Raw genomic sequence first — 25,461 nt, 5'->3', positions numbered from 1 at the left:
TCCGAACCGCCTGGGTACGATCGTATTCAAACCGGATCTTGGCAATAAACGGGATAATTTCCGCTTCAGGTGTCTCAGCCTGACGATGATACTTCTCAGTTTCGGCAACGATGATATTGATGATGTTCGGGAAACAGCTGCAGCATTGTCCGCGCTTCTTCATGGCGTGATAGACGCTGCCTGGCGTGATCAATTGCCACTGATCCTCATCAAGCAAGCTTTGGATGACACTTTCAACGGCCGACTTTGAGATAACATTGCAACTGCAAACAAGCATGTCTGAGGACTCTATAATCTGAGTTTTGCCTTCAGGTTATAGGATCACTTTATTATCCGGAGCCTGCGAGTCAAGTTTTCTGAAATAATAGATGAATAATCGGCATTAACCGTGGGGCACAAATGGTTCAGAGTGACTGGCAAACTGCTTGGATGTCAGATGCTGGTGTCATTTGGCTGGAGAGCAAACGAGACCAGCACTCTAGAACGGGCTTCACCCAAGTGATTGCAGAATTGCTTGTCAATATCATGCAATCACTTGAGTTCTGGCGAACACGAGACCGGCCTCAATTCGGATCTTGCACCAAGGCCTACTCGCCAGCTTCAGCTTCAAGACGATGGGACAACAACGTCAGCAGTTCGATGTCCGCCCGTTCGGTCAGCGAGACATACGTGAATGTCATGGTTTCACGCTGCTCGACCATGGTACCGGGAAACGGCATGTAGACCAGTTCGCGCGACGCGAAGGCAGGCGAAGCCGTGCCGATCTGCCAATTGCTGACGATCTGAGCATCGACAAGATGCTGTACTAAGCCGTCAGCACCTTCTTTTTGAAACGGGATGCCGGCAATCCTGAGATAACTGGTCTTGTCCTCGGCTTGACGGAACCCGTCGATGAAACTCGCTGACAGCGTTTGCAATTCCTCAGCGCGTTCAGACGCAGACGTCCCGTGGACATGGGAATGCAGATGATCCGGGCCCCCATGATTATGATCGTGCGGATGCGTATGATCGTGATCATGGTGGTGGTGATGGCCGTGGTGTGAATGGCTGTGACCCATGTCGTTACTCCACGTCCGGTCCGGCCGGGATCGAAACCGGCTTGTCGATGATGGATTTATGCGACCCCATCTTGCCATGGGAGACGAGTGTGCCGAGGACATCGACGATTACGCGCGTTGCCAAAAGAGCGGTGATGTCGGAGCAATCGTAAGGCGGCGAGACTTCAACCACCTCAAGCCCGCAAATGCCTTCCTTGGCAACGAGCGAAACCAGTTCAAGCGCCTCCCGCGGCAGGAAACCGCCCGGTTCCGGCCAGCCGGTACCGGGAACGAACCCGCAGTCGACACTGTCGATATCAAAGGAAATGTAGACGGCATCCGCATCTTTCCAGGCGAGCTCCAAAGCCCTTGCTGCGGTTTCCGCCAAACCAAGTTCCTCGACATCGCGCATCGTGAAGATGTTGGTGTTGCGGTCGCGGGCAACTTCGACACCTTCACGCGGGACTTGCCAGCCGCCGATACCGATCTGGACAAGATTGACCGCAGGCACATTGACGAGATCCGTTGCATGGAACCAAGGCGTGGTGTGCATGCGTTCATCCAGATCCTTTTCCTGGATATCAATATGCCGGTCAAAGTGGACAATGCCGATACGCTTGGAGGTGCACTGGGCAATGCCTCGAACACACGGGAAGCCGATGGAATGATCGCCGCCAATCATGATCGGCAACGCCCCCGAGGAGGCAACGTGCGACACGGCCCGGGTGATCTGGTCGAAGGTTTTCTCGATATTGGCGGGGATCGTGAAGATATCGCCGACGTCGCACAGCGTCATTTGCTCGCGGAGATCGACACCCATCTCGTAATTGTAAGGCGTGTAGAGCGCAGAGATTTTACGGACGCCTTGCGGGCCAAACCGGGTTCCCGGCCGGTAGGTGGTCCCGCCATCAAACGGAATTCCGATGACCGCGGCATCATAGGCACCAACCTGCGTGACGTCTTCGATGTAAGGTGCCTTCAGGAATGTGTTGATGCCTGCATAGTGAGGCAGCTCCCCCCGTGCAAACGTTGGAATGGACTTGTCTGTGAGACTGTCTGAGCCGGTCAGACCCATGCGCAATGCCCATGCCTTTTCCTTTTCCCAGGCAGCTGAGGGCAGCATTCCCTCTTTTTCCGCCGCCTTCCAGCCGCGCAGCTGGAGCTTGTCGAAATCAGGATGGTGGTGGCGTTCGGTTTTGGCTCGTTCCAATACTCCGGCTGCGCGTTGCCGGGTAGACGGCCCATCTGGACGAAAGATGCTCATGGCGTTCCTCAATGCGTCTTTTGTGAAATCTGTATGTCGGGTTTCGGGGCCGATCGGATGGTGCTCGCGATATCAGCCGGTGCGTTTTTCTCGCCGCCGGATTGGTCGGAGAGTGGAAGGTCGTAGGTGATGGTTGCCCCGTAGGCCTCTGGCGCTTGCGGGTCATGCCGGATTTTGTCGAAAACGAGCAGCCGTGTGCCGAGTTTGAAGGCTTCATGGATGTCGTGGGTCACCATGAAGATCGTCATGCCTGTCTCTTTCCAAAGACCAATCAGAAGTTCGTGCATGTCGAGGCGGATGCCGGGGTCGAGCGCGCCGAACGGCTCATCCAACAGCAAAATCGAAGGCTTCTTGATCAAGGCCTGCGCAATGGCGAGGCGTTGCTGCATTCCCCCGGACAGCTGCGCCGGATACTTGTCTCTCGCTGCGGCCAGACCAATCCGCTCAAGGACATCTTCAATCTGCTCAATGGCCAACTTCCGGCGGGCACCAAACAGTTTGCCAAGGCGCGGTGCCTGCTCGAACTCCTGAGCCAGGATCAGGTTTTCAACGACAGTCAGGTGGGTAAAGACCGAGTATTTTTGGAAAACGATCCCGCGATCCGGGGTTGGCTCCTTGGGCAGCAGCGTCCCGTCGAGCAGGATTTCTCCATGGGTCGGATGCTCCTGAGAAAGCAACATCCTCAAGAACGTGGATTTGCCGCACCCGGACGCGCCCACGATTGTGCAAAACGATCCGGCATCCACCTCAAGCGCGATCCGCTCCAGAACGGGATTGCCGTCATAGTATTTCGACAACCCTTGAACGGAGAGTTTTGCAGGGGCGGTCATAGCGCGGCACCTCCCATGTGGTTCCAGCGGAAGGCCCGCTTTGACAGAAGGAGCAGCAGCCGGTCCAGTATGAATGCCAGCAGCGTGATCCAGACGACATATGGAAGGATGACATCCATCGCGAGATAGCGCCGGACCAGGAAAATGCGGTAGCCAAGGCCCGTGGTGGACGCGATCGCCTCTGCAGAAATGAGGAAGATCCAGGCCGGCACGAGCCCGAGGCGCAAGGCGGTGATCAGTTTTGGAAGGACTTGCGGCAACACCAGCCGGGTAATCATCTGCCAAACCGAAGCGCCAAGGGTCTCGGCCTTGATGATCATTTCACGGGGGATGTCGAGCACCGCTTGCGCCGTCGCACGGATCATCACCGGCGCAGTCCCGATCACGATCAGAGCAATCTTCGACACCTCTCCAAGTCCAAACGTGATGAAAAGGATAGGCAGGATGGTGATCGGCGGAATGAGTGAAAACGTGGCGAGGTAAGGGGCAAGGGCACTTCGTATGTGCGGAATGAACCCGATCCCTATCCCGAAGAGGATTGCCAGGAGCGTGGAGACCGCCATTCCGGTTCCAAGGCGCATCAGACTGTCGAAGGTGTCGATCCACAACAGCAGGTCGCCAGAGCGCCGATCTGGAACAGCAGCCATCCGCCAGAACGCCTGCCCCATGCTTTCAAGAGAGGGCAAAAGCTTATCGGCTGGATTATCGAGCCGCCTGTAGTGACTGGCAATCGCGTAAGTCACAATCGTCGCCACAAAGGGAAGAAGTCCCAAGGCAACAGCGGTAAACCGCGACGGAGTTCGGTTTATGAGGCGCATGAAGGGTCTCGAAGCCGGACGGAGGAATTTGAGAACCTGTCCCGGCAAAAACCGGGACAGGTTTAGACGGCCTTAGAGCGAGCCGCTTGCAGCCATTTCCATGAAGCTCGGATCGAAGCGGAGTTTCACGTTGTTGCTGTCGCCATAAACCGAACCGTCGGCAAAGGAGACACCGACAAACTCCGGGCTTGGAGCCCCCTCGCCCAGGATGCCCTTGTCAAACAGGAATTCGGCGACGAATTTCATTGTCTTTGGCAGCTCAGCTGACTTCGAGAACTCCACAGCTTCGGCAGGCGTGTAGAACATCTTCGTTGTAGCCAGTTGCGCCTTGTAGCCCGCAAGGTCGGTCCCGGAAGCTTCGGCCATCGCGGTCAAGGCTGCTTCATCGCCCTCTGCCATGAGATCCATCACTTCGTACCAAGCACCGGTGAGTGCTTTGCCAAAGGCGGGATTGTCGGCCAATGTTTCCGTGTTGACCATCATGATGTCTATGATTTCGCCCGGGATCCCGGCACTGTCGAACACCTTGGTTGCGTTGGGCTGCGCTTCGATCTCAGACAAAAGCGGGTTCCAGGTGACAACAGACGTCACATCCGGCGTTGCATAAGCTGCGATCATGTCAGCGTCGGAGGTGTTAACGACGGTCAGATCCCGCTCGGTTAGCCCGACGGTGTCAAGCGCCCGTGCGAGCAGATAGTGGGAAACTGAAAGCTCGACAAGGTTGACCGTCTGACCCTTGATCTCGGCAAGCTCGGTCTTGTCCTTCAGGATGATCCCATCATTGCCGTTGGAGTAGTCACCGACAATCAGCGCCGTTGTGTCAACGCCACCGCCTGCCGGGATAGACAGCGCGTCCATGTTCGTCATGGAACAGCCATCATATTCACCCGCAGTATATTGGTTGATGGATTCCACATAGTCGTTGATCTGCACGATCTCGACATCAATTCCGTATTTATCGGCCCACTTCTTCATGATGCCGCTGTCCTGCAGATAGCCCCAGGGCATCCAGCCAACATAGATCGACCAACAGACTTTGAAGTCAGTCTTGACTTCCGCTTGCGCGGAAAATGAGAGGGGCATTGAAAGCGCTGCAGCGAGCAGGGAAGCCTTGGCGATTGATTTCAGCATCTGTGCGCGTCTCCTGTCTTGGGCCCTTGGAGATCCCGAGGGCTTCCGTCATGAGGCTTTTTGCGCACGTCCGGGAGGAAGGTTCGCGCGCGCGAAACCTCGTGCAGTTGTCTCCCGGGTTTTTGTCCCGCCGTGTCACCGGGCTATATAAGATCATCGCGATCTGCTTGCCCGGCTTGCGCCTCTCGGTCCTGCGTCATCTGACCGGATCCCTAGGCGCGCTGCACAGCATGATTAAAGCAAGGGCGGTGCCAAGTGCGGTAAAATTTAAGATCTGCAAACAAATACAACGCATTAGACGGACAACAGATCACATCGCCTCAATGGATTAAATGCTAAAATCATATGCACGGTTAAAAATCAGGCACCAATGAGCGAGAAACAGGCAGAAGAGACCGGCACGCAAACGCATCACTTCAGAAAAGCGGCCACCTTTTCTTTGACCGTCTCAATATATTTTTTGCGGCTTTCCAGTGTAGAGCTGTCCATTTTGTAGTGTGCCATGTACCGGGTCTTGCATCCCGGCTTGGCAAGCAACTTGATGCCGCGCATGATCGTCTTGCGCCCAGGCTCGCCGACCAGCTTGGACACCCACCTACTTGCCCCACAAGTTGTTACGATCGCGATGTGGGAAATGTTCTGCATGTTGGGCTGCAACCCCTTTGTGTCCGTTGGCATGATGAAGGTTTCATGCGGCACCCAGACCCGCTCCAGCCACCCTTTCAACATGGCGGGCAAACCGAACCACCAAGTCGGATAGACAAAGACAATTGCTTCACACCACTTGATGTCTGCCAGATCATCGGCGACGGGGATTGTGTTGGCCTGAGGTGTGTGATAGCCGCGCCGTTCCTGCGCGCTCATGACAGGATCAAAGCCTTTGGCATAAAGATCCGTCAACCGGATGTCATGACCGCCCGCCCGGAGCGTCTCGACAACAGCTTTGCACAGCGCCGCATTGAAACTTTCTTCGCAAGGGTGACAGAAAACCACGAGAACGCGCATGCGTTAGGCCTTTTACATCGCTTGTCGCCGGAGCAGGGCCGGCACTTGAACTGAAACTTGGTATCAGGCCCGTTGCAGACCCGGAAACAGGAACACCTGACCGCTTTCAAAATCATAATCCGGATTTTCCCAGGCAATCATTTTGCCCGGATTGAGCAGACCCTTCGGATCGGCTTGCTTTTTGAAAGCGAGTTGGACTGCATCCGTCTGCTTCATCCCCCCCTCTTCAAGCGTATACCGGTGTGGATTAAAAATCGGACAGCCATTGTCTTCGTGAAGACGGATGATTTCTTCAAGCCGGGCCTCGGTGGAGTAGCGGACAATCGGCAGGCCAAAGCATGTGACGTTGCCATCAAACCGCACGTATTCAAGATGACCCGGAACCTCATCTCCAAACATCTCATGCATCTTGCCAACCAGCTCGACCTGATTGGGAAATGGATAAAGAACCTGGAGATAGGTGATTGAGGGATCCACCCTGAGCCCCCGCAAGGTCGTGTGGTTCCACGAAAGCTCGTAAGCAGGCGGGAGCCGTTTCAGATCTTCATCGGACGCTTTGTCCGACCGATAGAGCAACTCCCCCTTGGGCTGCCGCTCCATGAACGCATCGAATGCAGCCATCGCGAAAGGGGCGACCATCAAGACAGCAACGGACTGGTCCTTGCGGATGAATTTCTGGTGCCGGAGGAAATAGTCATGAGGAACTGGCGCAGCGATCGGCGCAATGTTCTTCGTCAGCAAACCATCCAGATTGGCCAGTTCATCTGAAAACCGCACAGCATCAATAAAGTCGTCAAAGCCGACCAAAACATCCACCCAGTCGTAACTGGCGGTCAAAGGCATCTCGACTTCGGTGATAATGCCGTTCGTGCCATAGGCGTGCATCACTTTCTGCAGTTCATCGCCCGTCATTTCAAGAACCTGCGGCTCAGCCTCCATCGTGACTACGCGCAAACGAATGACGTTTCCGAGATCCCTCAAGCCACCCCAGTTGATCGACCCAACGCCGCCGGACCCGCCCGCGATAAACCCACCGATCGTCGCGGTCCGGTAGGTTGATGGATGCATCCGCAACTCCTGACCAGTCCTGGCTCGGGTGACCGCATCAATATCTGCAATTATGGCACCAGCCTCGGCAACGACAGATCCGGTGCGCACTTCCTTTACCGCGGTCATTTCCGCAAGGTTGAGAACGACCCCACCCGACAACGGCATCGCTTGACCATAGTTTCCAGTCCCGGCACCGCGTGTCGTAACAGGCACATCAGCCGCAAAACACGCCTTGAGAATCCGGATAACCTCGTCCTCGGATTTCGGAGTCACGATCAGGTCGCCCGTCACGTTTTCAAGCTGAGCTTTCAAAACCGGCGAATACCAGAAAAAGTCCCGGCTCTTCTGCTTTACAATTTGCGGGTTGTCCTCGATCTTGATCCCATCGAGATCAGCTATCAAAGCGGCAATGGCGCTCATGGTCAGGAGGTCCCTTTCTGAAGAAGTCGATCGAGTTCACGATAGTCGGGCAAGGTCTGATCAATGCTGCACCCTGCTCTCAGCACGCGGCGCGGGCCGGCAGGGCGGGACAGAAGCTCATTCCAGTTCCGCGCATTGAAAAGCAGAAGATCGGCGGCCCCACCGACCGCTATCTGGCCCATGGGCAATCCCATGATATGCGCGGGCGTTGCCGTAACCGCACGGATCCAATCGCCAACAGGATGATCAAGATGCAGGATCCGGGTTGCCTGGGTGTACACCTCGACAAGATCCATATCGCCATAGGCATAAAAGGGATCGCGCGTGTTGTCCGAGGCGACACACACTTGAATGCCGCGCGCGCGCATTTCATGCAAAAGTGTCACGCCGCGCTTGCGTGGTGTCCGTCCTTGCATGCGGTCCTGCAAATACATGTTGCACATCGGCAGCGAGACGACTGAAATCCCAGCATCTGCGACCAAGTCCAGAGTTCTGGAAATGTCGTCATCGCAATGCACCGACAAAGAGCAGCAGTGACCACACAGGATCCTGCCATCAAACCCCAAGCGCAGCGCGACTTCGGCGATCCGGCGTAAAGTGTCCGCCACTGGATCAAGCGTTTCATCGACATGAAAATCAAGATCCAGCCCGCGATCCATTGCCGCTTTAAAAACGGATTCCAGATGCTGATCCACATCCGGCACCATATATGTAACAGCCCCCAAGACCCCGCCGGCAGCTGAAACACGATCGGCAATGCTGTGAAGGTACCCATTGTCCTCGGCCAGCCGGTCAATGCCGAACAGGCACACACCTTGAAGCTCAATTCGTCCGGCCCACTCAGAGCGTATTTCCTCAAAGACCGGCCACGTGATGTCATCTTGTGGAGGAAGACTGTCTAGGTGGGTGCGGATCGCGCCCGTCCCATGGGCGTAGGCACACTTTAGTGAGAAATCCATCCGGGCCCTGACATCCTCGGCGCACCAATACGCGGTCCGGTCTCGTCCCACCGCTTGAAGTGCACCTTGAAAGGTCCCGTCGGGATTGGGCTCGCGCGGCCAGATATGCCCCTTGTCCAGATGTGTATGCACATCCACGAGTGTCGGCAGGATAAGCCCGCCATCGAGATCAAGGCCGCCCGCGCCTTCCGGCAGCGTCCCAGCTGAAGCAATCTTTGTGAGCTTCCCATTCTCGAACACGATATCACGAACCGTCAGCTCCGAGACCGAGGTTTGCTGCACACCCTCTAGAAGACAAACGGGCACAGTCGCATTTCTGATGATGCCGGTCCCTTTAAACCCGGCGCCCCACCCCGGCTTCATCTACATCTCCCGCTTCAACGCGCTTTCGTGCCACTTGCGCAGAAGCAGATGCGACAAAAGGTTCATGGAAAGGAATATCAATATACCGGTCACGGAAATCAGGATCAGCGCAGCAAACATACGCGGCATGTTGAGCCGATAGCTCGCCTCAAGGATTTGGTTGGCAAGACCGGATCCTGACCCCGCTGACCCGGCGACAAATTCGGCAACAATGGCTCCGATCAAGGACAAGCCACCGGCAATTTTCAAACCGCCCAAAAAGTAAGGCATGGATGCAGGCAATCTCAAAAAGCGCAGTGTTTGCCACCGGCTCGCGCCATAAAGGCGGAACAGGTTTTGAAGATTATGATCGGCTGAGTTCAAGCCCAAAGTCGTGTTGGAAAGGATCGGAAAAAACGCAACAATCCACGCGCAGATCAAAAGCCCCGCGGTAATTGAATCCACGTAGATGAGAATCAAAGGCGCAATCGCGATGATCGGTGTGACCTGCAAAATGACCGCAAACGGAAAAAACGAAATCTCGATCCACTTGGACTGAGTGAAGAGGACTGCCAAACCAAGCCCACCGAGCGTGGCGATCAAAAGCGCACCAAACGTGATCTTGAGCGTGTTGATCAAAGCAATGCTCAAGATGCCCCAATCAGCAAGAAGCGTTTCAAAAACAAGCCCCGGGCGCGGCAGGATATAGTGGGGTATCTCATTCCAGACACACAGCCTGTCCCAAAAATATACCGAAAAAACGAGGATAACGATCGGCAGGACCCAACGGCCAACAGCCTCCCGCCGTGCCGCGCGCGCCCGTTTGAGCTCCTCCGCATCAAGTGGAACAGACTGCGGGGCAGGTGCAATGGCGTGCTTGTCGGCGATCTCGAGTGTCATGATCTGCTACCGCCTTTGTTCAGTATGTATCGGGACAGACACATCAAAGATGGTCTCCCACAATCATTGCCTTATGCAGCGCATCCGAAACATCCCGGCAAAAGCCTGCATAAACGGAAGATGTCCGGAAGGCTTCATCCCTCGGATACGGCGCGTCGATTGCCATGTCGTCGACCACACGGCCGGGCCGCGCCGCCATCACCACGATCCGGTTGGACAGATAGACGGACTCAAATACCGAGTGCGTAACGAAGATGACGGTCCATCCAAAGGTTTCCCAAAGGCGCAAAAGATCGTTGTTCAGCTTAAAGCGTGTAATCTCGTCGAGCGCAGCAAAGGGCTCATCCATCAAGAGCAACTTGGGCTTCGTGACAAGCGCACGGGCGATGGAGACCCGCATTTTCATGCCGCCGGACAGCTCGCGCGGGTAGCTGTCGGCGAATTGCTCTAACCCGACCCCCTGCAAAGCCTCCATAACCCGGTCATGCGCCGCTTTTTTGGAAACACCCTTCAAGCGGAGGGGCAGCCAGACGTTGCCGAAAACCGTTGCCCATGGCATCAGCGTCGGTTCCTGGAACACGAAACTTAGCTCATGTTCCTTTTGCTTGCTTTCTTCGAGCGGCCATTCGACCCGGCCGGTTGTTGGACTGGTCAAGCTGGTAATGATCCGCAAGGCCGTCGACTTTCCGCATCCGGAGGGCCCGAGCAGCGAAACGAATTCCCCTTGGCGTATGTCGAGCGACATGTTGTTGAGCGCGACCGTTCCGTTGGAGAAGGTTTTTGAAATGCCCTTCAACGAAACGATCGGCGAACTCGAAACGATATCTGATTGCATATTTGTATTTACCATGGCCGTCATTGCATCAATCTCCGGCCATGGTTGCAACATTCCTATGAAACACGAAACAGGTCCGCCTCAGTTTCCAGCAAGTTCTTTCTTGAGGTCCACTCCGACCCCTTGGTTGACGAACTGAAGCGTGTACGACTTGGTGTAATCGACATCTCCATTCACCACACCGGCAGCGACCATCTTCTCAAAGAAGGATTTGTTGCGCTCGTCTGTCATCGCACCAATCCCCATGGTGAGCGCATCCCCGCTGTCCACGATGCCGTAAGACTTCAGCTTGTCGATGGAGAACGCCAGCTGTCCGTCAGTCATACCCGGATTGTCTTTCTTGATCAGCTCCAAGGCTTTGGAGTTATCTCCATAAAGGAAATTGACCCAACCGATGGCAGAACCATCGACGAAACACTTCACAACCTCTGGCTTGGTCTCGATGAGGTCGAGCCGGGTCTCAACGGTGGTGGAATAGGTGTCGTACCCATAGTCCGCGATCAGGAAAATGTTGGGTTCAAACCCGCCTTCGGTCTCGATCGCATAGGGCTCAGAGGTGATGTAGCCCTGTTGGCCGAGCTTCTTGTCTGCAAGGAACGGCGCAGAGTTATAGGTATAGGGCCGAACCTGCTCATCCTTGAAGCCGAACTCAGCTTTCATCCATTGAAAATAGGAATTGAGGCCACCCTTACCGATGAGGAGATTGATATCTTTTAGGCTTTCCCAGGTGTCGAGGCCCTGATCCGGGTGGGTCATCAGAATTTGCGGCTCTTTTTGGAAGTGCGCAGCCACCACAGTCGTCGGAATGCCCTGCTCAACAGCTGAGAACGCTTGCAGCATATTGCCGCCCATCAGGAAATCGATCTTGCCGACAGGCAACAAAATCCGATTGTTTGCCTGAGGTCCGCCGGGCTTGATTTCCACTTCGATCCCGCAGGCTTCGTAAGTGCCATCGGCAACAGCCTGATAGTATCCGCCGTGCTCGGCCTGAGCGACCCAGTTGGTACCGAATGTCACCTTCTCAAGCGCATGCGCACTTGTCGACGCCATGACGGCGAGTGTTGCAAGTCCAATTTTCCGAGACAAATCCATTTCCGCGTTCCCCGTTTTCATCACACACCACGCAGGTCAATCCGCCCACCACAGGCCGAATGCTCTGCCGCTGTGCTCGAAAGCCCTGAGAGCGGAACAGGCAAGAAGTGAGCCTTTATATTAAGATCATGGCCCGCTTAAATTGCTACCAGGAAATTTGCTCCCGGCTGCAAAAACACACTTGCATATATCCCACAGCCTGTCAGCTCAAAAAATAGACATGCTTTCAATTTATGCAGAAGCTTGCAAATTACGCAGAGCGGGAAATTGCCTCTGCCCGAGCCGCGGGATAGGCTCCTGCGCAATTCTTCAAGGAGCATTATATTGAAAAAGACACACACACCGCCGGACATTCGGCCGCCGTTTGCACGCTACAGCCATGCGGTGGAAGTGCCACCTGGGCAACGCCTTCTGTTTGCCTCTGGCCAACTCGGCATTGATGCCGAGGACCACATACCGAGCGACGTTGAGGGCCAAACAGCGCTCTGTTTTGAAAACATTCGGGCAATTCTGGTATCAGCTGGCATGGCCTTGGCAGATATTGTGCGCATCAACGCCTATGTAACCGGCCGGGAGCATTTGCCGGGCTATATGAAAACCAGAGACCAATTCATCACTGCCCCGCCACCGGCTTCCACGCTCATGATTGTGTCCGGATTCGCACGCGAAGAGTTCGTGGTTGAGATTGAAGTCGTTGCCGCAGCCGACTAGGCATAGATTGCAAACATAAGTTATTGGGAAGATGAACAATGTTGCCGAAACCCTATTGGCAAGATATGACGACAACGGATTTCGATCGTCCTGACGTCAAGGATTGGATCGCCGTTCTGCCAGTCGCAGCAATCGAGCAGCACGGGCCTCACCTCCCAGCCTATACCGACACCGCGATTGCGGAAGGGCAGATTAGCCGAGTCATAGAACTGCTTCCAACTGATATTCCGGCCAGCTTCTTGCCGGTCCAGGCGGTCGGCAAATCCAATGAACACATTTCGTCCGCCGGCACACTGACAATGACCTGGGAAACGGCCTTGCAGGCGTGGCTTGAGCTCGGCGACAGCATCCTCAGAGCCGGCGTGCGCAAGGTTGTTGTGGTCAACTCCCACGGCGGCAACGTTCCCCTGATTGGCATTCTAACGCGCGAATTGCGTGTCCGGCACAATATGCTGGCCGTCGGAACAGCCTGGGCAGCTTTTGGCCAACCCGACGGCGTGTTTTCAGATCACGAACTGACCTTCGGTATCCATGGCGGAGACGTCGAGACTTCAATCATGCTGCACCTCCGGCCTGACCTCGTAAACATGGAAAAGGCTCAGAACTTTAGATCTGCACAGGAGGACTTTGCCTCCAAGTTCAAGCACCTTCGAGCGCACGGTCCTCATGCTTTTGGCTGGAAGGCTCAGGACCTCAATCCGGCTGGAACAGTTGGGGACGCCTCAATCGCGACCGCAGAAAAGGGCAAGGCCTCGCTGGATCACGCTGCAAGAGGGTTTGTTGAACTGTTGCAGGACGTGCATGCCTTTGACTTGGCGCATTTTGATTAAGGTCAGACCTTCAACATCTCAGCTACACAGCTTGCTGATTGCCAGATGCAGCTTCTGGTGATCCCGCTTTGCAGGTTTCCGCTCTTCAAAGAACACCCGCATCCCGACACCTTCAATCAGATCCAAGACAAACTCAGCTGCATCACGATCCGAAAGATTACTCTCAGCCCTCTCGCTGTTTCTAAGCTGGCCGATCAGGCCCTCCAAACCTGCCAGAAGCTTCACACGGTTTTCCATGAAACCGACCGTTATCTCCGGCTGCCGGATGGCTTCTGCTAGAATTTCAAGCGTCAACGCGGCATGGCTGGGGGCACTGCAGGTCTTCAAGTATGCTTTCAAGAATTGATCAAGCGCCTTGTGCGGATCCTTGCCGTTTTTCTCAAACATCGATCCAAAGGCATCGATTTGCGCCGCTTCGAGGCTAGCAATTTCAGCAATGATCTCAGTCTTTCCAGGGAAGTGATTGTAGATATTTCCTAAGGAAACCCCCGCGCTGCGGGCAATGTCCCGAATGCTGGTTTGGTGAAACCCTTTCGCAATAAAACACGCAGCTGCGACCTCCACGATGTGTTTCCGCCGCGCATTTGTCGTCTCTTCCCGGGTCGGTTTTTCACTCATTCCTGTATGGGCTCCATTGCATTTCTTCAAAATCCGATTATGTAACTCAACGAACGAACGTTCACTCGATTTTAATTCGAAACAGACTTGTTTGTTAGCGACCTCTCAAATCTGAATTCGAGCACCGTTTGGGAAATGACCGTAAAATGCGGATGGCGATTGATCTAGCTTATATCTTCCAGATGTTCAGGGCGAAAATCGCAATCACTTGGACAATTGTATTTGCCGAAAACTGCCTGATTGCCCTGATCCCGTTGTTGATCGGTCTATCGATTGACGGCTTGCTTGCGGGCCGGGTTTCCGAACTCGGCTGGATGATGGCCGTATTGTGTGGCCTTTGTTTCCTGGCTGTCGGACGCCGGATTTACGACACCCGTACCTACGGCACAATACGACTGCATCTTGGAGACGAACTCCATCAGCGATGCTCCTCGCTGCACGTTTCGAGACGAAATGCCCGGATCGACATGTCCCGCGAACTGGTCGACTTTTTGGAGCATGAAGCACCGCAACTGATCGCAGCGCTCATACAACTGGGCGTGAGCCTGACCATTTTGACTTATTTCGATATGTCGCTCGGTCTCTCATCGCTGTTGGTGCTGGCCGGGATGCTTCTGGTTTACGCCTGCTTTCACAGGCGCTTCTACAACGTCAACCGGCAACTCAACGAGCAGCGCGAACAGCAAGTGGATGTCCTCACACGGGGCGAGCGGCTCGGCATCTTCCGTCACCTGCGCGCCCTGCGCCGCCATGAAGTCGCAATTTCGGATACCGAGGCTTTTGTTTATGGCGGCATTTTCCTGCTTCAGGTCGGTTTCATCGTTTTCAATCTCTACCAGGCAGCAGGGCTGGCCGGCATCACCGCAGGACGCATCTTTTCAATCGCAAGCTACTCCTGGGAATTTGTGGAAGCGGCCCTCACCCTTCCAATCGCTCTGCAAAGCTGGTCCCGATTGAGCGAAATCACGCGCAGGATCAACTCAAACGGAGACCTTTCCCTTGGCTGAGTTCCCGTTTCAATCCCCACCAGGCATTGGCACCTGCGAGGAGGCCGGGCGCTGCCAAGCTATCAAAATGCCAACGCAGCCGGTCGCGAAAATTGCGTTAAAAAAGGCCAGCAAATCATGAGAAAAGGCATCTGGATTGCACTCGCCTTCATGGCACTGCTTGCCGTAGCCGGGGTGTTAAGCGAGCTGGAAGACACAGCTGATGTCAAATTAACATCAGCCCCGCAACCGCTCCCTCCAGTGACCGTGGTGGATGCTGAAATTGGCACTCATACCGGGGCGGTTACGGTGTTCGCAGAGGTTGCTCCGCGCTGGCAAGTCGATCTGCGATCCCGCATATCAGGTGTTGTCAGCAATCAAACGCCCCCCGCTCTCGCCGGATCCCGGGTATCAAAGGGGGACGTCCTCCTGCAATTGGAAGATGCCCCTTACGTGGCCAACGTAGCGGATGCACGATCGGCTTACGAAAGCTCGAAACTTGATCTTCGAAAGGCACAAAACAAGCACCGCATCGCCATTAAGGACTGGACGGCTGCCAAACCCGGAGAAACACCCCCGGAAATGGCCGTTCACCTTCCGCAAGTTCATGTTGCAGAACGCGCCTTGAAAGCAACGGAAGCGCGCGTCGCAGCATCCGAATATGACCTGCGCTCCACCACACTGCGAGCCCCCTTTGACGGTATCGTGACCCGGCGCAACGTCAGCCCCGGTGCAACGGTCAATGAAGGGGATGTTCTCTTTCAGATCCTGGACGACGACCTGCTGGACACTCAAGCATCGGTGGGCGCACATGAGTGGGCACTGTTGTCCAAGGACTGGTCTGACTTGACCGTGGGCGTCTTTGATGAGCGTGGCGTAAAAATCGGCACTGCAGGAGTTCGAGAAAGCGGCAGCTTCCTGGATCCGCAATCGCGGAAACACCAGCTTTTTCTGGAAGTAAAGCCTTTGGAAGAAGGGCGCATTCTACCTGGATCTTTTGTGGAGCTGCACCTGCCCGTCCGCCCTATCGGGAACACTCTGCGGATTCCCGAAAGCGCTCTCACCCAGAATGGTTTCGTTTGGCATGTTGATCGCGGCAATCGGCTGCAACGCTTCGCGGCACAGCCTCTTTTCCGCGATTCAGGAGACATCGTGATTGCAGTGCCCGAAGCGCTCGCGCAAGAAACCGGCCTCCGGATCGTTGCGTTTCCGATGAGCGTGTTTTTGCCCGGGCGAAAGGTTGCACCGATGGACCTGGAGCAAAGCAAATGACTTGGCTTACAAACTGGTTCATTCGTAACCCCGTCGCCGCCAATCTCTTGATGGTGTTCATCCTTTTTGCCGGCATCACATCTGTCTTCACCGTTCGGATTGAGGGTTTCCCGAAGATCCCGGCTGACGCGGTTACGGTGGCAACATCCTTACCAAATGCCCATACCGAGCAGGTGGATGAGCAGATCACGCGCAAGGTTGAGAAGGCTGTCGAGGGCCTGGAGGGGGTGAAATCGATCAGGTCTCAATCTCAACCCGGCCTCTCAGTGATATCGATCCAGAAAACCGACGGCACAAAGCTTACCAAACTTCTCGACGACGTTCGGTTGAAAGTCGATGGCATCTACGATTTGCCAAAGGACGCCCGGCGCCCCGTGATCGAAACGAACGACTTCGACCTTCCCGCGCTCTACATCCAGATCTACGGAGACATTGACCTTAAATCCCTCCAAAAGATTGCCCGCGACCTGCGCGCCGATCTCTTGGCAAGCCCTGAAATTACCAGGGTCAATGATTGGGGGCTGCGGACGCAGGAAATCTCGATCGAATTCACGCCGGGCACGTTGCAACGTCATGATTTGACGATTTCGGACGTCATGGAACGCATTCAACACTCGTCTCTTTTCTTCCAAGGCGGAACGCTGAGAACAGAGGGCGGTGACATTACCCTGCGCGCAGACAGTCAGGCTTATTCTGTTCGCGACTTCGAGAAGATCCCCGTTGCAACTTGGCCGGATGGCACGACCACCCGCCTCGGTGAACTGGCAACCATCACAGACGGTTTTGACGAGGCTCCAATCGAGACACGCTTCAATCAAAAACCCTCTGTCGGGATGGAGGTTCTGATTGGGCGCAAGGACAATCTTTTGCGAGTTTCGGATGCTGCAGAGGCCATTGTCGCCGCAACGCAGAAAAGCTTGCCAGACAATGTCCAGATTGCGATCTGGGGCAACTCACGCGACTACATATCTGACCGGCTTCAACTGTTATCCAGCAGCGCTGTCCAGGGATTGATTTTAGTAGGATTGATGCTCGCGCTGTTCCTGAACGTTCAGCTTGCCTTCTGGGTCGCAATGGGCATTCCGATTTCCTTGGCTGGTGCCTTTGCGGTCTCTACAGGCGGGTGGGTCGACTATTCCCTCAATGACATCACGACTTTCGGCTTTATCATAGTTCTCGGTATCTTGGTCGACGACGCTGTGGTTGTTGGCGAAAGTGTGCACGAGCAGCGGAGAAAATTCGCCGATCCGATCAAGGGCACAGCTGCCGGTGTGGAAAAAGTGTCCGTTGCAACTGTCTTCGGTGTGCTGACTACAGTTGCCGCGTTTTTTCCGCTCCTTCTCATTACCAGTCCTTTGGGTAAGGTTCTTGCGGGATTTGCAGGCGTTGTCATTCTGGCGCTGCTGTTTTCCCTTGTTGAAAGCAAGCTCATCCTGCCGGCGCACCTGGCTCACATAAATCCAGTACCCAATGATAAAAGCGGATGGATTACACGCAGTTGGGGCTGGCTTCAAAAAGGTGCCAGGTCCGGATTGCTGGGCTTCCGGGATCGTATCTACGCGCCGATCCTGAAATGGGCACTTGTAAATCGTTACGCTGTTTTCATCACATTTGTTGCCGCCGCGGCCTTGGTTTTCGGGCTCATGGCGAAAGGTCAGATCAAGTCTGTTTTCTTCCCGAACGTGCCGGGCCAAGTGATCTCGGTTTCGCTTCAAATGGATCAGAGAGCGCCAACCCAACTCACCCGTAAAAACGTCGCGATCCTGGAAGAAGCTGCTGTGGCGCTCAACCAGGATCCGGAGCTGATTACGGCCAATGACAGTGGAGCCGTCGCGCATGTGTTTGCGTTTGTCACCGGCGCGACAACGGCTGAGCTCTACATGGAAGTGATACCGTCTGCCGACCGCCCTGACCTGACCACCAGCGACATCCTGGAAGCATGGAAATCGAGGGTAGGCCCTTTGGAAGGGGTCTCGGAAATCACCTTTTCGGCATCTGAAGACTTTGGTGGCGGTTTCCAGATCCGCCTTATGGCAAAGGATAAGCAGGTGCTGGAGGCCGCAAGTCAGGAGGTCCGTGACCGGCTTGATCGAATCAGCGGAGTTTCCAACACCCGGGACAGTCTGCTCACCGGCCAGCCGGAGCTGCGGTTACGCCTAAGGCCAGAGGCAAAGTCGCTGGGTTTTACGTCCGAGAGCCTCGCGCGTCAGATCGGATATGCTTTCGGCGGCGGAGAAGCTCAACGGATCCAAAGGGGTGATGCCGAAGTCCGTGTGGTCGTCCGCAACGCATTGACCGCGCGGGATCGCATTGAAGACCTGATGGAGATGCAGCTCAAAAGCACCAAAGGCCAGTGGATCTCTCTCTCGACCGTCGCTGAGATCAGGCCCAGCTATGTTCCGGACCAAATCATAAGGCGCAACGGCTCCTTGATCACGACCGTCATGGCGGACATTAACCGGAACATCGCGGCGCCTGAAGAGGTCGCGGAAATCATCTTTGGTGAGTTCTCCCAAAAACTTGAATCCAAATACCCAGGCCTGAAGATCGATGCGGGCGGAGAGTTGGAAGAAATCGGCGAGATGCGCGGCGGCCTTTTGCGCGCTTTTCTGATCGCGGGTTTGCTGATCTACATTTTGATGGCAGTGCCGCTGAAATCCTACTGGAAGCCGGTCATCATCATGTCCGTTATTCCGTTTGGTTTCGTTGGTGCCGTAATCGGGCACGCAGTGATGGATCTGCCCTTTTCATTGCTGTCGTTTTTTGGCGTGCTCGCCTTGATTGGGGTCGTGGTCAACGATTCTCTAGTTATGATGACCCACTACGTGCAGGCGCGCGAGGAAGGAGCCGAGCATGAAGATGCTGTCTTCATTTGTGGCGTGGCCCGATTTCAAGCCATTTTCCTCACCACCGCAACAACGGTTGTGGGCCTCATCCCACTGATGAGCGAAACGTCCGAACAGGCACGCTATTTGATCCCCGCTGCAGTTTCCCTGGCCTACGGAGAGATTTTCGCAACGCTGATAACCCTGATACTCATTCCGGTATTGCTGGCTATTGGTAACGATGTCCGCAAGTTTTTCGGGGCAGCCAAAGTCTCCAAACAACTGGAAGCCAACCTCACCAAGAACGCTGCCAACGCGATGACGAAACGCTAAGGCAGCTCAAGAAGTAACCGAAGAGTGCGGAATGACTTGCATGCACTCAACCGCATTCGCGGTTCACGCGCAAGTAGCCCTCTCACACTCTCCGCCAAAGCAGCAATGGAAACACTAAAGACGCTGCGTCATGTCGGAAAATGCATAATTTGAACCACTTCGTAGATCTACTTAACTCTTGACTCCCATAAGCCATGAGGGTCTGTTACCGCCAGGATGCCGCAGGGTGGATGGCGTGTATGCCATCCGAAAAACAGCCTTGCGAATATATCCTTACAGGCAAACTGGGGATCACCATAAGATCGCGCCGGGAAACGGCCCCAGTAACAACCGAAGGGGAAAATAATGACGAAGACTTTCCTGAAACTGACCGCTGCAAGCGTGGCCATTTGTGCCGGGCTGAGTGCAGCAAACGCTGAAACACTTCGCTGGGCACGCGCCGGTGATTCACTGACCTTGGACCCGCACGCTCAAAACGAAGGCCCAACCCACGCTCTCGCACACCAGATGTACGAGCCGCTTCTTCAGCGTGACATGGAAGCAAAGATCATTCCGGCGCTCGCAACCAGCTGGGAGCCGACTGAAGATCCGACAGTTTGGGAATTCAAACTCCGTGAAGGCGTAAAATTCCATGGCGGCGAAGACTTCACAGCTGATGACGTTGTCTTCTCATTCAAGCGCGCCATGATGCCGACATCGGCAATGAAGGAATTGCTGAACTCCATCAAGGACGTTCGCAAGGTCGACGACTACACGGTCCATTTCGAAACAAACGGCCCGAACCCGCTGCTGCCGAACAACATGACGAACCTTTTCATCATGGATTCCGGATGGGCGACCGACAACGGCTGTGAAGCACCGCAAGACATCGCCAATGGCGGCGACAACCCGTGCGTTCGCGCAGTGAACGGAACCGGCGCATTTACCCTGGAAAGCCGCAAGCAGGATTCCGAAACAATCCTGAAACAGAATCCGAACTACTGGGGCAAAGGCGAGTTTCCGCTGGAAGTCACAGAAATCATTTACACCCCGATTCAGGAAGGCGCGACCCGCGTGTCGGCTCTTCTGTCCGGTGAAGTGGACTTGATTCAGGACGTTCCGGTTCAGGATTTGCCGATTGTCGAGCGGACCGATGGCCTGAAGCTCAACACCGCGGCTCAGAACCGGACGATTTTCTTCGGTATGAACCAGGGCGCAGATGATCTCACAAGCGACACAGTCGACGGCAAAAACCCGCTTGCTGACAACCGCGTTCGTGAAGCGATGAACATTGCGCTGAACCGCGATGCGATCAAGAAGATCGTCATGCGCGATCAGTCCGCACCGACCGGTGTGATCATGCCTCCGTTCGTCAACGGCTGGACCGAAGCGCTTGACGCATATCCGGAATACGACGTTGCGAAAGCAAAGGCATTGATGGAAGAGGCCGGTTACGGTGACGGGTTCGGCATCACGCTGAACTGCCCGAACGACCGTTATGTCAACGACGAAGGAATTTGTCAGGCTGCCGTCGGTATGCTCGGCCAGATCGGTGTCAAGGTTAACCTCGACGCAAAGCCGAAGGCGCAGCACTTCCCGCTGATCCAGAACAAGACCACCGACTTCTACATGCTCGGCTGGGGCGTTCCGACCTTCGACTCTGAGTACATCTTCAACTTCCTGGCACACACCACGACCGATAAGCTCGGCTCTTGGAACGCAACCGGCTATTCCAACCCGGAACTGGATGCGAAAATTGCAAGCCTCGCATCTGAAACGGATCAGGAAGTCCGTAACGCCACGATTGCTGAAATCTGGGATACGGTGAAGTCTGAAAACCTGTACCTGCCGATCCACAACCAGGTTCTGAACTGGGGCATGGCTGACAAGGTCAACTTCGCAGTACAGCCGGAAGATCAGCCGCACTTTAAGTTCCTGACTTTTAACTAAGTCTCACGCTTTCGCCACCGTACCGAGTGAAGTTCATCCGGTACGGTGGCGATGTTTTAAGCTTGTCAGCCAAATGAGCTTTACGGTTTTCTCCGCCAGCACCACTGTTGAAACATTGGAAAAACGGTAGACTCTGCGCATAGCGCAAGTATAAGCACGTCCTTATCGGAAGACTTAGCAGACTGTCGCGGACGCCACAGTCTCTCGATTGGCTTGAAAAATGCTCGCATTCATCATTCGCCGCCTCGGCCAGGCACTTCTAGTCCTGATGGCCGTCGGTTTTGTTTCATTTGCCATGTTCAAATTCATGGGCGACCCCGTGGAGAACATGCTCGGTCAGGAAGCAACAGCTGCCGACCGCGCGGAACTTGAGGAGCGGCTCGGACTGAATGATCCCATCATCGTCCAATATGTCCGCTACTTCCAAAGAGCCTTGTCCGGCGATTTCGGTGTTTCCTACCGCGTGGGCCTGCCAGTCGGAGAGGTGATCCTGGAGCGTCTGCCCGCGACGCTCGAGTTGGCCTTTCTCTCAGGTGTCATAGCGATTTCACTCGGCTTCATGTTAGGGGTCTATACGGCCATCCGACGAGATGGCTATGTCGCTAACTTCATCATGACGGCTTCGCTCATCGGGGTTTCGCTTCCAACCTTTTTGATCGGCGTTTTTCTGATCTGGTTGTTTGCCGTTAATCTCGGCTGGCTGCCGTCCTTCGGGCGCGGTGATACCCGCAGCCTGTTCGGTGTGGAACTCGCAATTCTGACTGTCGACGGGCTTAAGTCGATGATCCTGCCGGCGATCACGCTTGGTCTTTATCAGATGACCTTGATCATGCGTCTGGTGCGCTCCGAAATGCTCGAAGTTTTGAGAACCGATTACATTCGCTTCGCACGGGCCCGCGGCCTGAGCCAGAAGACGGTCAATTTCGGTCATGCCATGAAGAACACCATGGTTCCGGTTATTACCGTGACCGGTCTTCAATTCGGCTCAATTGTCGCGTTTGCGATCATCACGGAAAGCGTCTTCCAGTGGCCAGGCGTTGGCCTTCTCTTCATCAATGCGGTGAACTTTGTCGATATCCCGATCATGTCAGCATATCTGCTGCTCGTTGCGGTCATTTTCGTGACCATCAACCTGATCGTCGACCTGCTCTATTTCACCATCGACCCGCGTCTCAGTGTGGGCAGCAACTGAGGACAAGAGGTACCATGGAAACCCAAACTCCCAAGGGCGCCAGTGCCCGCCCGGAATTCAAGGAAACGGTCGCCACATCGACTTGGCAACGTTGGCTGGATTCCGATATCTGGCATTCCTACAAGTCCAAACCGGTGATCGTCGTTTCGTCACTCGTGTTTATTACGCTTGTACTTGGAGCAATCTTCTCTCCGCTTTTGTCACCCTATACCCCGTTTGACCCATCCAGTCTTAACCTGATGAATGGCTTTACCAAGCCCTTCTCAGCGAACGATTTCACCGGTGACTACTTCTTTCTTGGAACCGATGACCAAGGGCGCGACGTCTTCTCGACCATTCTCTTTGGTCTGCGCATTTCCCTGTTCGTGGGCCTGGTCGCGGTCCTGTTCGCGATGACCCTCGGTGTCATTCTCGGCCTTTTGTCCGGATATGTCGGCTGATGGGTAGACGGCATCATCATGCGTGTTGCCGACATTCAGATGACTTTCCCGTCCATCATGGTTGCCATGCTACTTTATGGCATCGGCAAGGGCCTGATCCCGCCAGACCTGCGGGATGAAATGGCCATTTGGGTCTTGATCATCTCCATTGGTCTTTCTGAATGGGTACAGTTTGCCCGGACCGTCCGCGGTGCCACCATGGTGGAGCGGCAGAAGGAATATGTTCAGGCAGGTCACCTCATTGGCCTCAAGCGCTGGAGCATCATGGTCCGCCACATTCTGCCGAATGTCACCGGACCGATCCTCGTGATCGCAACGATTAGCCTGGCATTGGCAATCATTGCCGAAGCGACTCTAAGCTTCCTTGGAGTGGGCGCGCCGAAAACTCAGCCATCTCTTGGCACGCTGATCAATGTCGGCCGGCAGTACATTCTCTCTGGTGAATGGTGGATCCTGCTGTTCCCGTCTCTCACCCTTCTGGCCCTTGCGCTTTCCGTGAACCTTTTCGGCGACTGGCTGCGCGATGTGTTGAACCCGAAATTGCGATAATCCAGTGTCAGATACTCCACTTCTTAAAGTCTCAGACCTCATCGTCGAGTTTCCGACCCGCAATGGTGTGTTGCGACCCGTTGACCGGGTTGGGTTCGAAGTCCGGGCCGGTGAGATCCTCGGTCTCGTTGGTGAGAGCGGTGCCGGCAAATCCATGTGCGGCTCTGCGATCATCGGCCTGATAGATCGTCCTGGCCGGATCAGCGGCGGTGAAATTCACCTTGATGGTGAGCGCATCGACAATCTTCCCGAAGAGCGCATGCGCCGCATCAGGGGCAAGAAAATTGCGATGGTCTTCCAGGACCCGCTGACCAGCCTCAATCCGTTGATGACTGTGGGCCAACAGCTGATCCAAACCATCCGGACCCACCTTCCCCTCTCTCAAAACGATGCGCGCGCAAAGGCCATTGCGCTGCTTGAAGAAGTGGGTATACCGGCAGCAGCCACCCGGATTGACGCTTACCCGCACCAATTCTCCGGTGGTATGCGCCAGCGGGTGGTGATCTCACTGGCTCTGGCAGCGGAACCGGAACTCATTATCGCTGACGAACCAACGACAGCGCTAGATGTGTCCGTTCAAGCCCAGATCATGGCCCTATTGAAACGCCTTTGCCGCGAACGCGGGACTGCGGTTATTCTGATCACCCACGACATGGGTGTGATCGCGGAAACAACCGATCGCGTTGCTGTGCTTTATGCGGTCCGGATTGCGGAAATCGGGCCGACCCGGAATGTTTTGAGCACGCCGTCGCATCCCTACACTGTCGGTTTGATGGCCTCGACACCATCAACGACCGGATCGTTGCAGACGCTCAGCCAAATCCCCGGTTCCATGCCGAACCTTCGGGCCATTCCGAAAGGTTGTGCATTCAATCAGCGGTGCACCAAAGCCATTTCGGCCTGTTTCAATGACATTCCGGTTCTCGAACCTGTGAATGGCAGTGAAGTCGCCTGCTGGCTCTACGACCCGGCCTACAAACAAATCGAAAAAGAAATCTCCGGAGCGTCCGAATGACCGGCGAGACCCCTTTGATCAGTGCGCGGAGCCTGGGCGCAGTTTTTGACGTGTCCAAGCCATGGCTGAACCGCATGCTGGCTATGGAATCCAAGCGATTTCTGACAGCAGTCGACACCGTGGATTTCGACATTCCGAAGGGCAAAACGTTTGCTCTGGTGGGTGAAAGTGGATCAGGCAAATCAACCATCGGCCGGATGATCGTTGGTCTTCAAAAGCCGACCAGCGGTCAGGTCCTGATCGACGGAGAAGATTTCTTCGCCATCAAGGACCAAAAGCGCAAGTTGTCCATGCGCCGCCGCATCCAGATGATCTTCCAGAGCCCGTACGCCTCGCTCAACCCGCGCTGGCGTGTCCGTCATATCATCGGCGAACCGATCCGGGCCTTTGAGCTGATGCCTGCAGGTGAAGTCGACAAGCGGGTCGCAGAGCTGCTTGATCAGGTGGGTCTCGCGAAATCGGATGGCGAGAAGTTCCCGCACGAGTTTTCCGGCGGCCAGCGTCAGCGGATCGCAATTGCCCGTGCACTTGCATCCAACCCCGAATTTATCGTCTGCGACGAGCCCACATCTGCGCTCGACGTATCGGTGCAAAGTCAGGTCTTGAACCTGATGAAGACACTGCAGCGGGAACTCGGCCTGACTTACCTCTTCATCAGTCACGATCTTTCCGTGATCCGCTATATGGCCGATGAAATCGGTGTCTTGTATCTCGGCCGGCTGGTCGAAGTCGCGGATCGAGACTCGCTGTTCGAAAACCCGCGTCATCCCTACACGCGCATGCTTATGGATGCCGCACCGCACATCGACGCATTTGGGCGGACTGCGGAAATCGTGTCCGGTGAAATCCCGGATCCGATCAACAAACCTTCAGGCTGCAGCTTCCATCCCCGGTGCACATTGACCGAAGACCGCTGCCGCCAGGAACGTCCGGCGGTCCGCGCCTTCGACAATGGCAAGGCCAAAGTCGCCTGCCACCTCTGCACCGCTTAATCCTCACGTTCACGCCGGTTTGCCGGCTGCAAACGCGGTGCGGCGTGAGCGTATTCCCGGGCAGCGTACGATATGCGCCCCGGGGG

General features: G+C 55.2%; 22 protein-coding genes, 1 pseudogene and 1 riboswitch. Of the genes and pseudogenes, 11 read left to right on the top strand and 12 right to left on the bottom strand.

Features of this window, described 5'->3' with window-relative positions; genetic code table 11:
* Positions 1–85 precede the first annotated feature (85 nt).
* Positions 86–250, top strand: a complete 165-nt coding sequence (locus ACQY4Z_RS17010) for a hypothetical protein (protein WP_428523198.1) — start codon at positions 86–88, stop codon at positions 248–250.
* A gap of 337 nt (positions 251–587) precedes the next feature.
* Here ACQY4Z_RS17010 and ACQY4Z_RS17005 read toward each other — a convergent pair whose 3' ends face one another.
* The 11 genes from ACQY4Z_RS17005 to ACQY4Z_RS16955 all read right to left on the bottom strand — a co-directional run bounded on the left by ACQY4Z_RS17005 (position 588) and on the right by ACQY4Z_RS16955 (position 11,683).
* On the bottom strand, positions 588–1,058 hold the full coding sequence (locus ACQY4Z_RS17005; RefSeq protein WP_428523196.1) for a hypothetical protein: 471 nt from the start codon (positions 1,056–1,058) through the stop codon (positions 588–590).
* Positions 1,059–1,062: 4 nt separating this feature from the next.
* Positions 1,063–2,301 (bottom strand): agmatinase family protein, encoded by a 1,239-nt coding sequence (locus ACQY4Z_RS17000; protein ID WP_428523194.1) that lies wholly within the window; start codon positions 2,299–2,301, stop codon positions 1,063–1,065.
* 8 nt (positions 2,302–2,309) lie between these two features.
* Positions 2,310–3,131 (bottom strand): ATP-binding cassette domain-containing protein, encoded by an 822-nt coding sequence (locus tag ACQY4Z_RS16995; protein ID WP_428523192.1) that lies wholly within the window; start codon positions 3,129–3,131, stop codon positions 2,310–2,312.
* Positions 3,128–3,949 (bottom strand): ABC transporter permease, encoded by an 822-nt coding sequence (locus tag ACQY4Z_RS16990; RefSeq protein ID WP_133952013.1) that lies wholly within the window; start codon positions 3,947–3,949, stop codon positions 3,128–3,130. Before ACQY4Z_RS16990 ends, ACQY4Z_RS16995 begins: the two co-directional genes overlap by 4 nt.
* Before the next feature lie 72 nt (positions 3,950–4,021).
* The gene (locus ACQY4Z_RS16985) at positions 4,022–5,080 is read right to left on the bottom strand and encodes a putative urea ABC transporter substrate-binding protein (protein WP_409693744.1); all 1,059 of its coding nucleotides are present in this window, start codon (positions 5,078–5,080) and stop codon (positions 4,022–4,024) included.
* A gap of 109 nt (positions 5,081–5,189) precedes the next feature.
* Positions 5,190–5,307, bottom strand: a riboswitch (guanidine-I (ykkC/yxkD leader).
* 184 nt (positions 5,308–5,491) lie between these two features.
* Complete coding sequence (locus ACQY4Z_RS16980) at positions 5,492–6,085, bottom strand: NAD(P)H-dependent oxidoreductase (RefSeq protein ID WP_428523186.1); 594 nt, start codon at positions 6,083–6,085, stop codon at positions 5,492–5,494.
* 63 nt (positions 6,086–6,148) lie between these two features.
* Positions 6,149–7,555: an FAD-binding oxidoreductase gene (locus ACQY4Z_RS16975; protein WP_428523184.1), complete on the bottom strand. Its 1,407-nt coding sequence runs from the start codon at positions 7,553–7,555 to the stop codon at positions 6,149–6,151.
* 2 nt (positions 7,556–7,557) lie between these two features.
* A complete protein-coding gene (locus tag ACQY4Z_RS16970; RefSeq protein WP_428523182.1) occupies positions 7,558–8,877 on the bottom strand; it encodes a cytosine deaminase in 1,320 nt (439 codons plus the stop codon).
* The gene (locus ACQY4Z_RS16965; RefSeq protein ID WP_428523180.1) at positions 8,878–9,756 is read right to left on the bottom strand and encodes an ABC transporter permease; all 879 of its coding nucleotides are present in this window, start codon (positions 9,754–9,756) and stop codon (positions 8,878–8,880) included. It lies immediately after the preceding gene.
* 43 nt (positions 9,757–9,799) lie between these two features.
* Positions 9,800–10,606 (bottom strand): ABC transporter ATP-binding protein, encoded by an 807-nt coding sequence (locus tag ACQY4Z_RS16960; protein ID WP_428529595.1) that lies wholly within the window; start codon positions 10,604–10,606, stop codon positions 9,800–9,802.
* Between the two features lie 66 nt (positions 10,607–10,672).
* Complete coding sequence (locus ACQY4Z_RS16955) at positions 10,673–11,683, bottom strand: ABC transporter substrate-binding protein (protein WP_209174537.1); 1,011 nt, start codon at positions 11,681–11,683, stop codon at positions 10,673–10,675.
* Between the two features lie 321 nt (positions 11,684–12,004).
* Here ACQY4Z_RS16955 and ACQY4Z_RS16950 point away from each other — a divergent pair, with 321 nt between their 5' ends.
* Both ACQY4Z_RS16950 and ACQY4Z_RS16945 read left to right on the top strand, forming a co-directional pair.
* Positions 12,005–12,394 (top strand): RidA family protein, encoded by a 390-nt coding sequence (locus ACQY4Z_RS16950; RefSeq protein WP_428529593.1) that lies wholly within the window; start codon positions 12,005–12,007, stop codon positions 12,392–12,394.
* A gap of 38 nt (positions 12,395–12,432) precedes the next feature.
* Entirely contained in the window at positions 12,433–13,224 is a 792-nt protein-coding gene (locus ACQY4Z_RS16945; RefSeq protein ID WP_428523178.1) for a creatininase family protein, read from the top strand.
* Between the two features lie 18 nt (positions 13,225–13,242).
* Here the strand turns inward: ACQY4Z_RS16945 and ACQY4Z_RS16940 are convergent, their stop codons facing one another.
* Positions 13,243–13,842, bottom strand: coding sequence for a TetR/AcrR family transcriptional regulator (locus ACQY4Z_RS16940; protein ID WP_428523176.1), 600 nt, complete (start codon positions 13,840–13,842; stop codon positions 13,243–13,245).
* Between the two features lie 146 nt (positions 13,843–13,988).
* Here ACQY4Z_RS16940 and ACQY4Z_RS16935 point away from each other — a divergent pair, with 146 nt between their 5' ends.
* The 8 genes and pseudogenes from ACQY4Z_RS16935 (at position 13,989) to ACQY4Z_RS16900 (ending at position 25,375) form a co-directional block, all read left to right on the top strand.
* Positions 13,989–14,849: an ABC transporter six-transmembrane domain-containing protein gene (locus ACQY4Z_RS16935; RefSeq protein WP_428523174.1), complete on the top strand. Its 861-nt coding sequence runs from the start codon at positions 13,989–13,991 to the stop codon at positions 14,847–14,849.
* A gap of 117 nt (positions 14,850–14,966) precedes the next feature.
* On the top strand, positions 14,967–16,100 hold the full coding sequence (locus tag ACQY4Z_RS16930; protein WP_428523172.1) for an efflux RND transporter periplasmic adaptor subunit: 1,134 nt from the start codon (positions 14,967–14,969) through the stop codon (positions 16,098–16,100).
* Positions 16,097–19,258 carry an efflux RND transporter permease subunit gene (locus ACQY4Z_RS16925; protein WP_428523170.1) on the top strand — a complete coding sequence of 1,054 codons (3,162 nt, stop codon included), beginning with the start codon at positions 16,097–16,099 and terminating at the stop codon, positions 19,256–19,258. The genes ACQY4Z_RS16930 and ACQY4Z_RS16925 overlap by 4 nt, the downstream gene beginning before the upstream one ends.
* A gap of 345 nt (positions 19,259–19,603) precedes the next feature.
* Positions 19,604–21,187 (top strand): ABC transporter substrate-binding protein, encoded by a 1,584-nt coding sequence (locus tag ACQY4Z_RS16920; RefSeq protein WP_428523168.1) that lies wholly within the window; start codon positions 19,604–19,606, stop codon positions 21,185–21,187.
* 220 nt (positions 21,188–21,407) lie between these two features.
* Entirely contained in the window at positions 21,408–22,379 is a 972-nt protein-coding gene (locus ACQY4Z_RS16915) for an ABC transporter permease (RefSeq protein ID WP_428523166.1), read from the top strand.
* 14 nt (positions 22,380–22,393) lie between these two features.
* A pseudogene (locus ACQY4Z_RS16910) lies at positions 22,394–23,368 on the top strand (ABC transporter permease).
* A gap of 4 nt (positions 23,369–23,372) precedes the next feature.
* Positions 23,373–24,383 (top strand): ABC transporter ATP-binding protein, encoded by a 1,011-nt coding sequence (locus tag ACQY4Z_RS16905; protein ID WP_428523164.1) that lies wholly within the window; start codon positions 23,373–23,375, stop codon positions 24,381–24,383.
* Positions 24,380–25,375 carry an ABC transporter ATP-binding protein gene (locus tag ACQY4Z_RS16900; RefSeq protein ID WP_428523162.1) on the top strand — a complete coding sequence of 332 codons (996 nt, stop codon included), beginning with the start codon at positions 24,380–24,382 and terminating at the stop codon, positions 25,373–25,375. Before ACQY4Z_RS16905 ends, ACQY4Z_RS16900 begins: the two co-directional genes overlap by 4 nt.
* Positions 25,376–25,461: the final 86 nt, after the last annotated feature.

Source organism: Roseibium sp., from assembly GCF_965276855.1.
Lineage (GTDB): Bacteria > Pseudomonadota > Alphaproteobacteria > Rhizobiales > Stappiaceae > Roseibium.
This window is presented reverse-complemented; position numbering and strand designations above follow the sequence as displayed.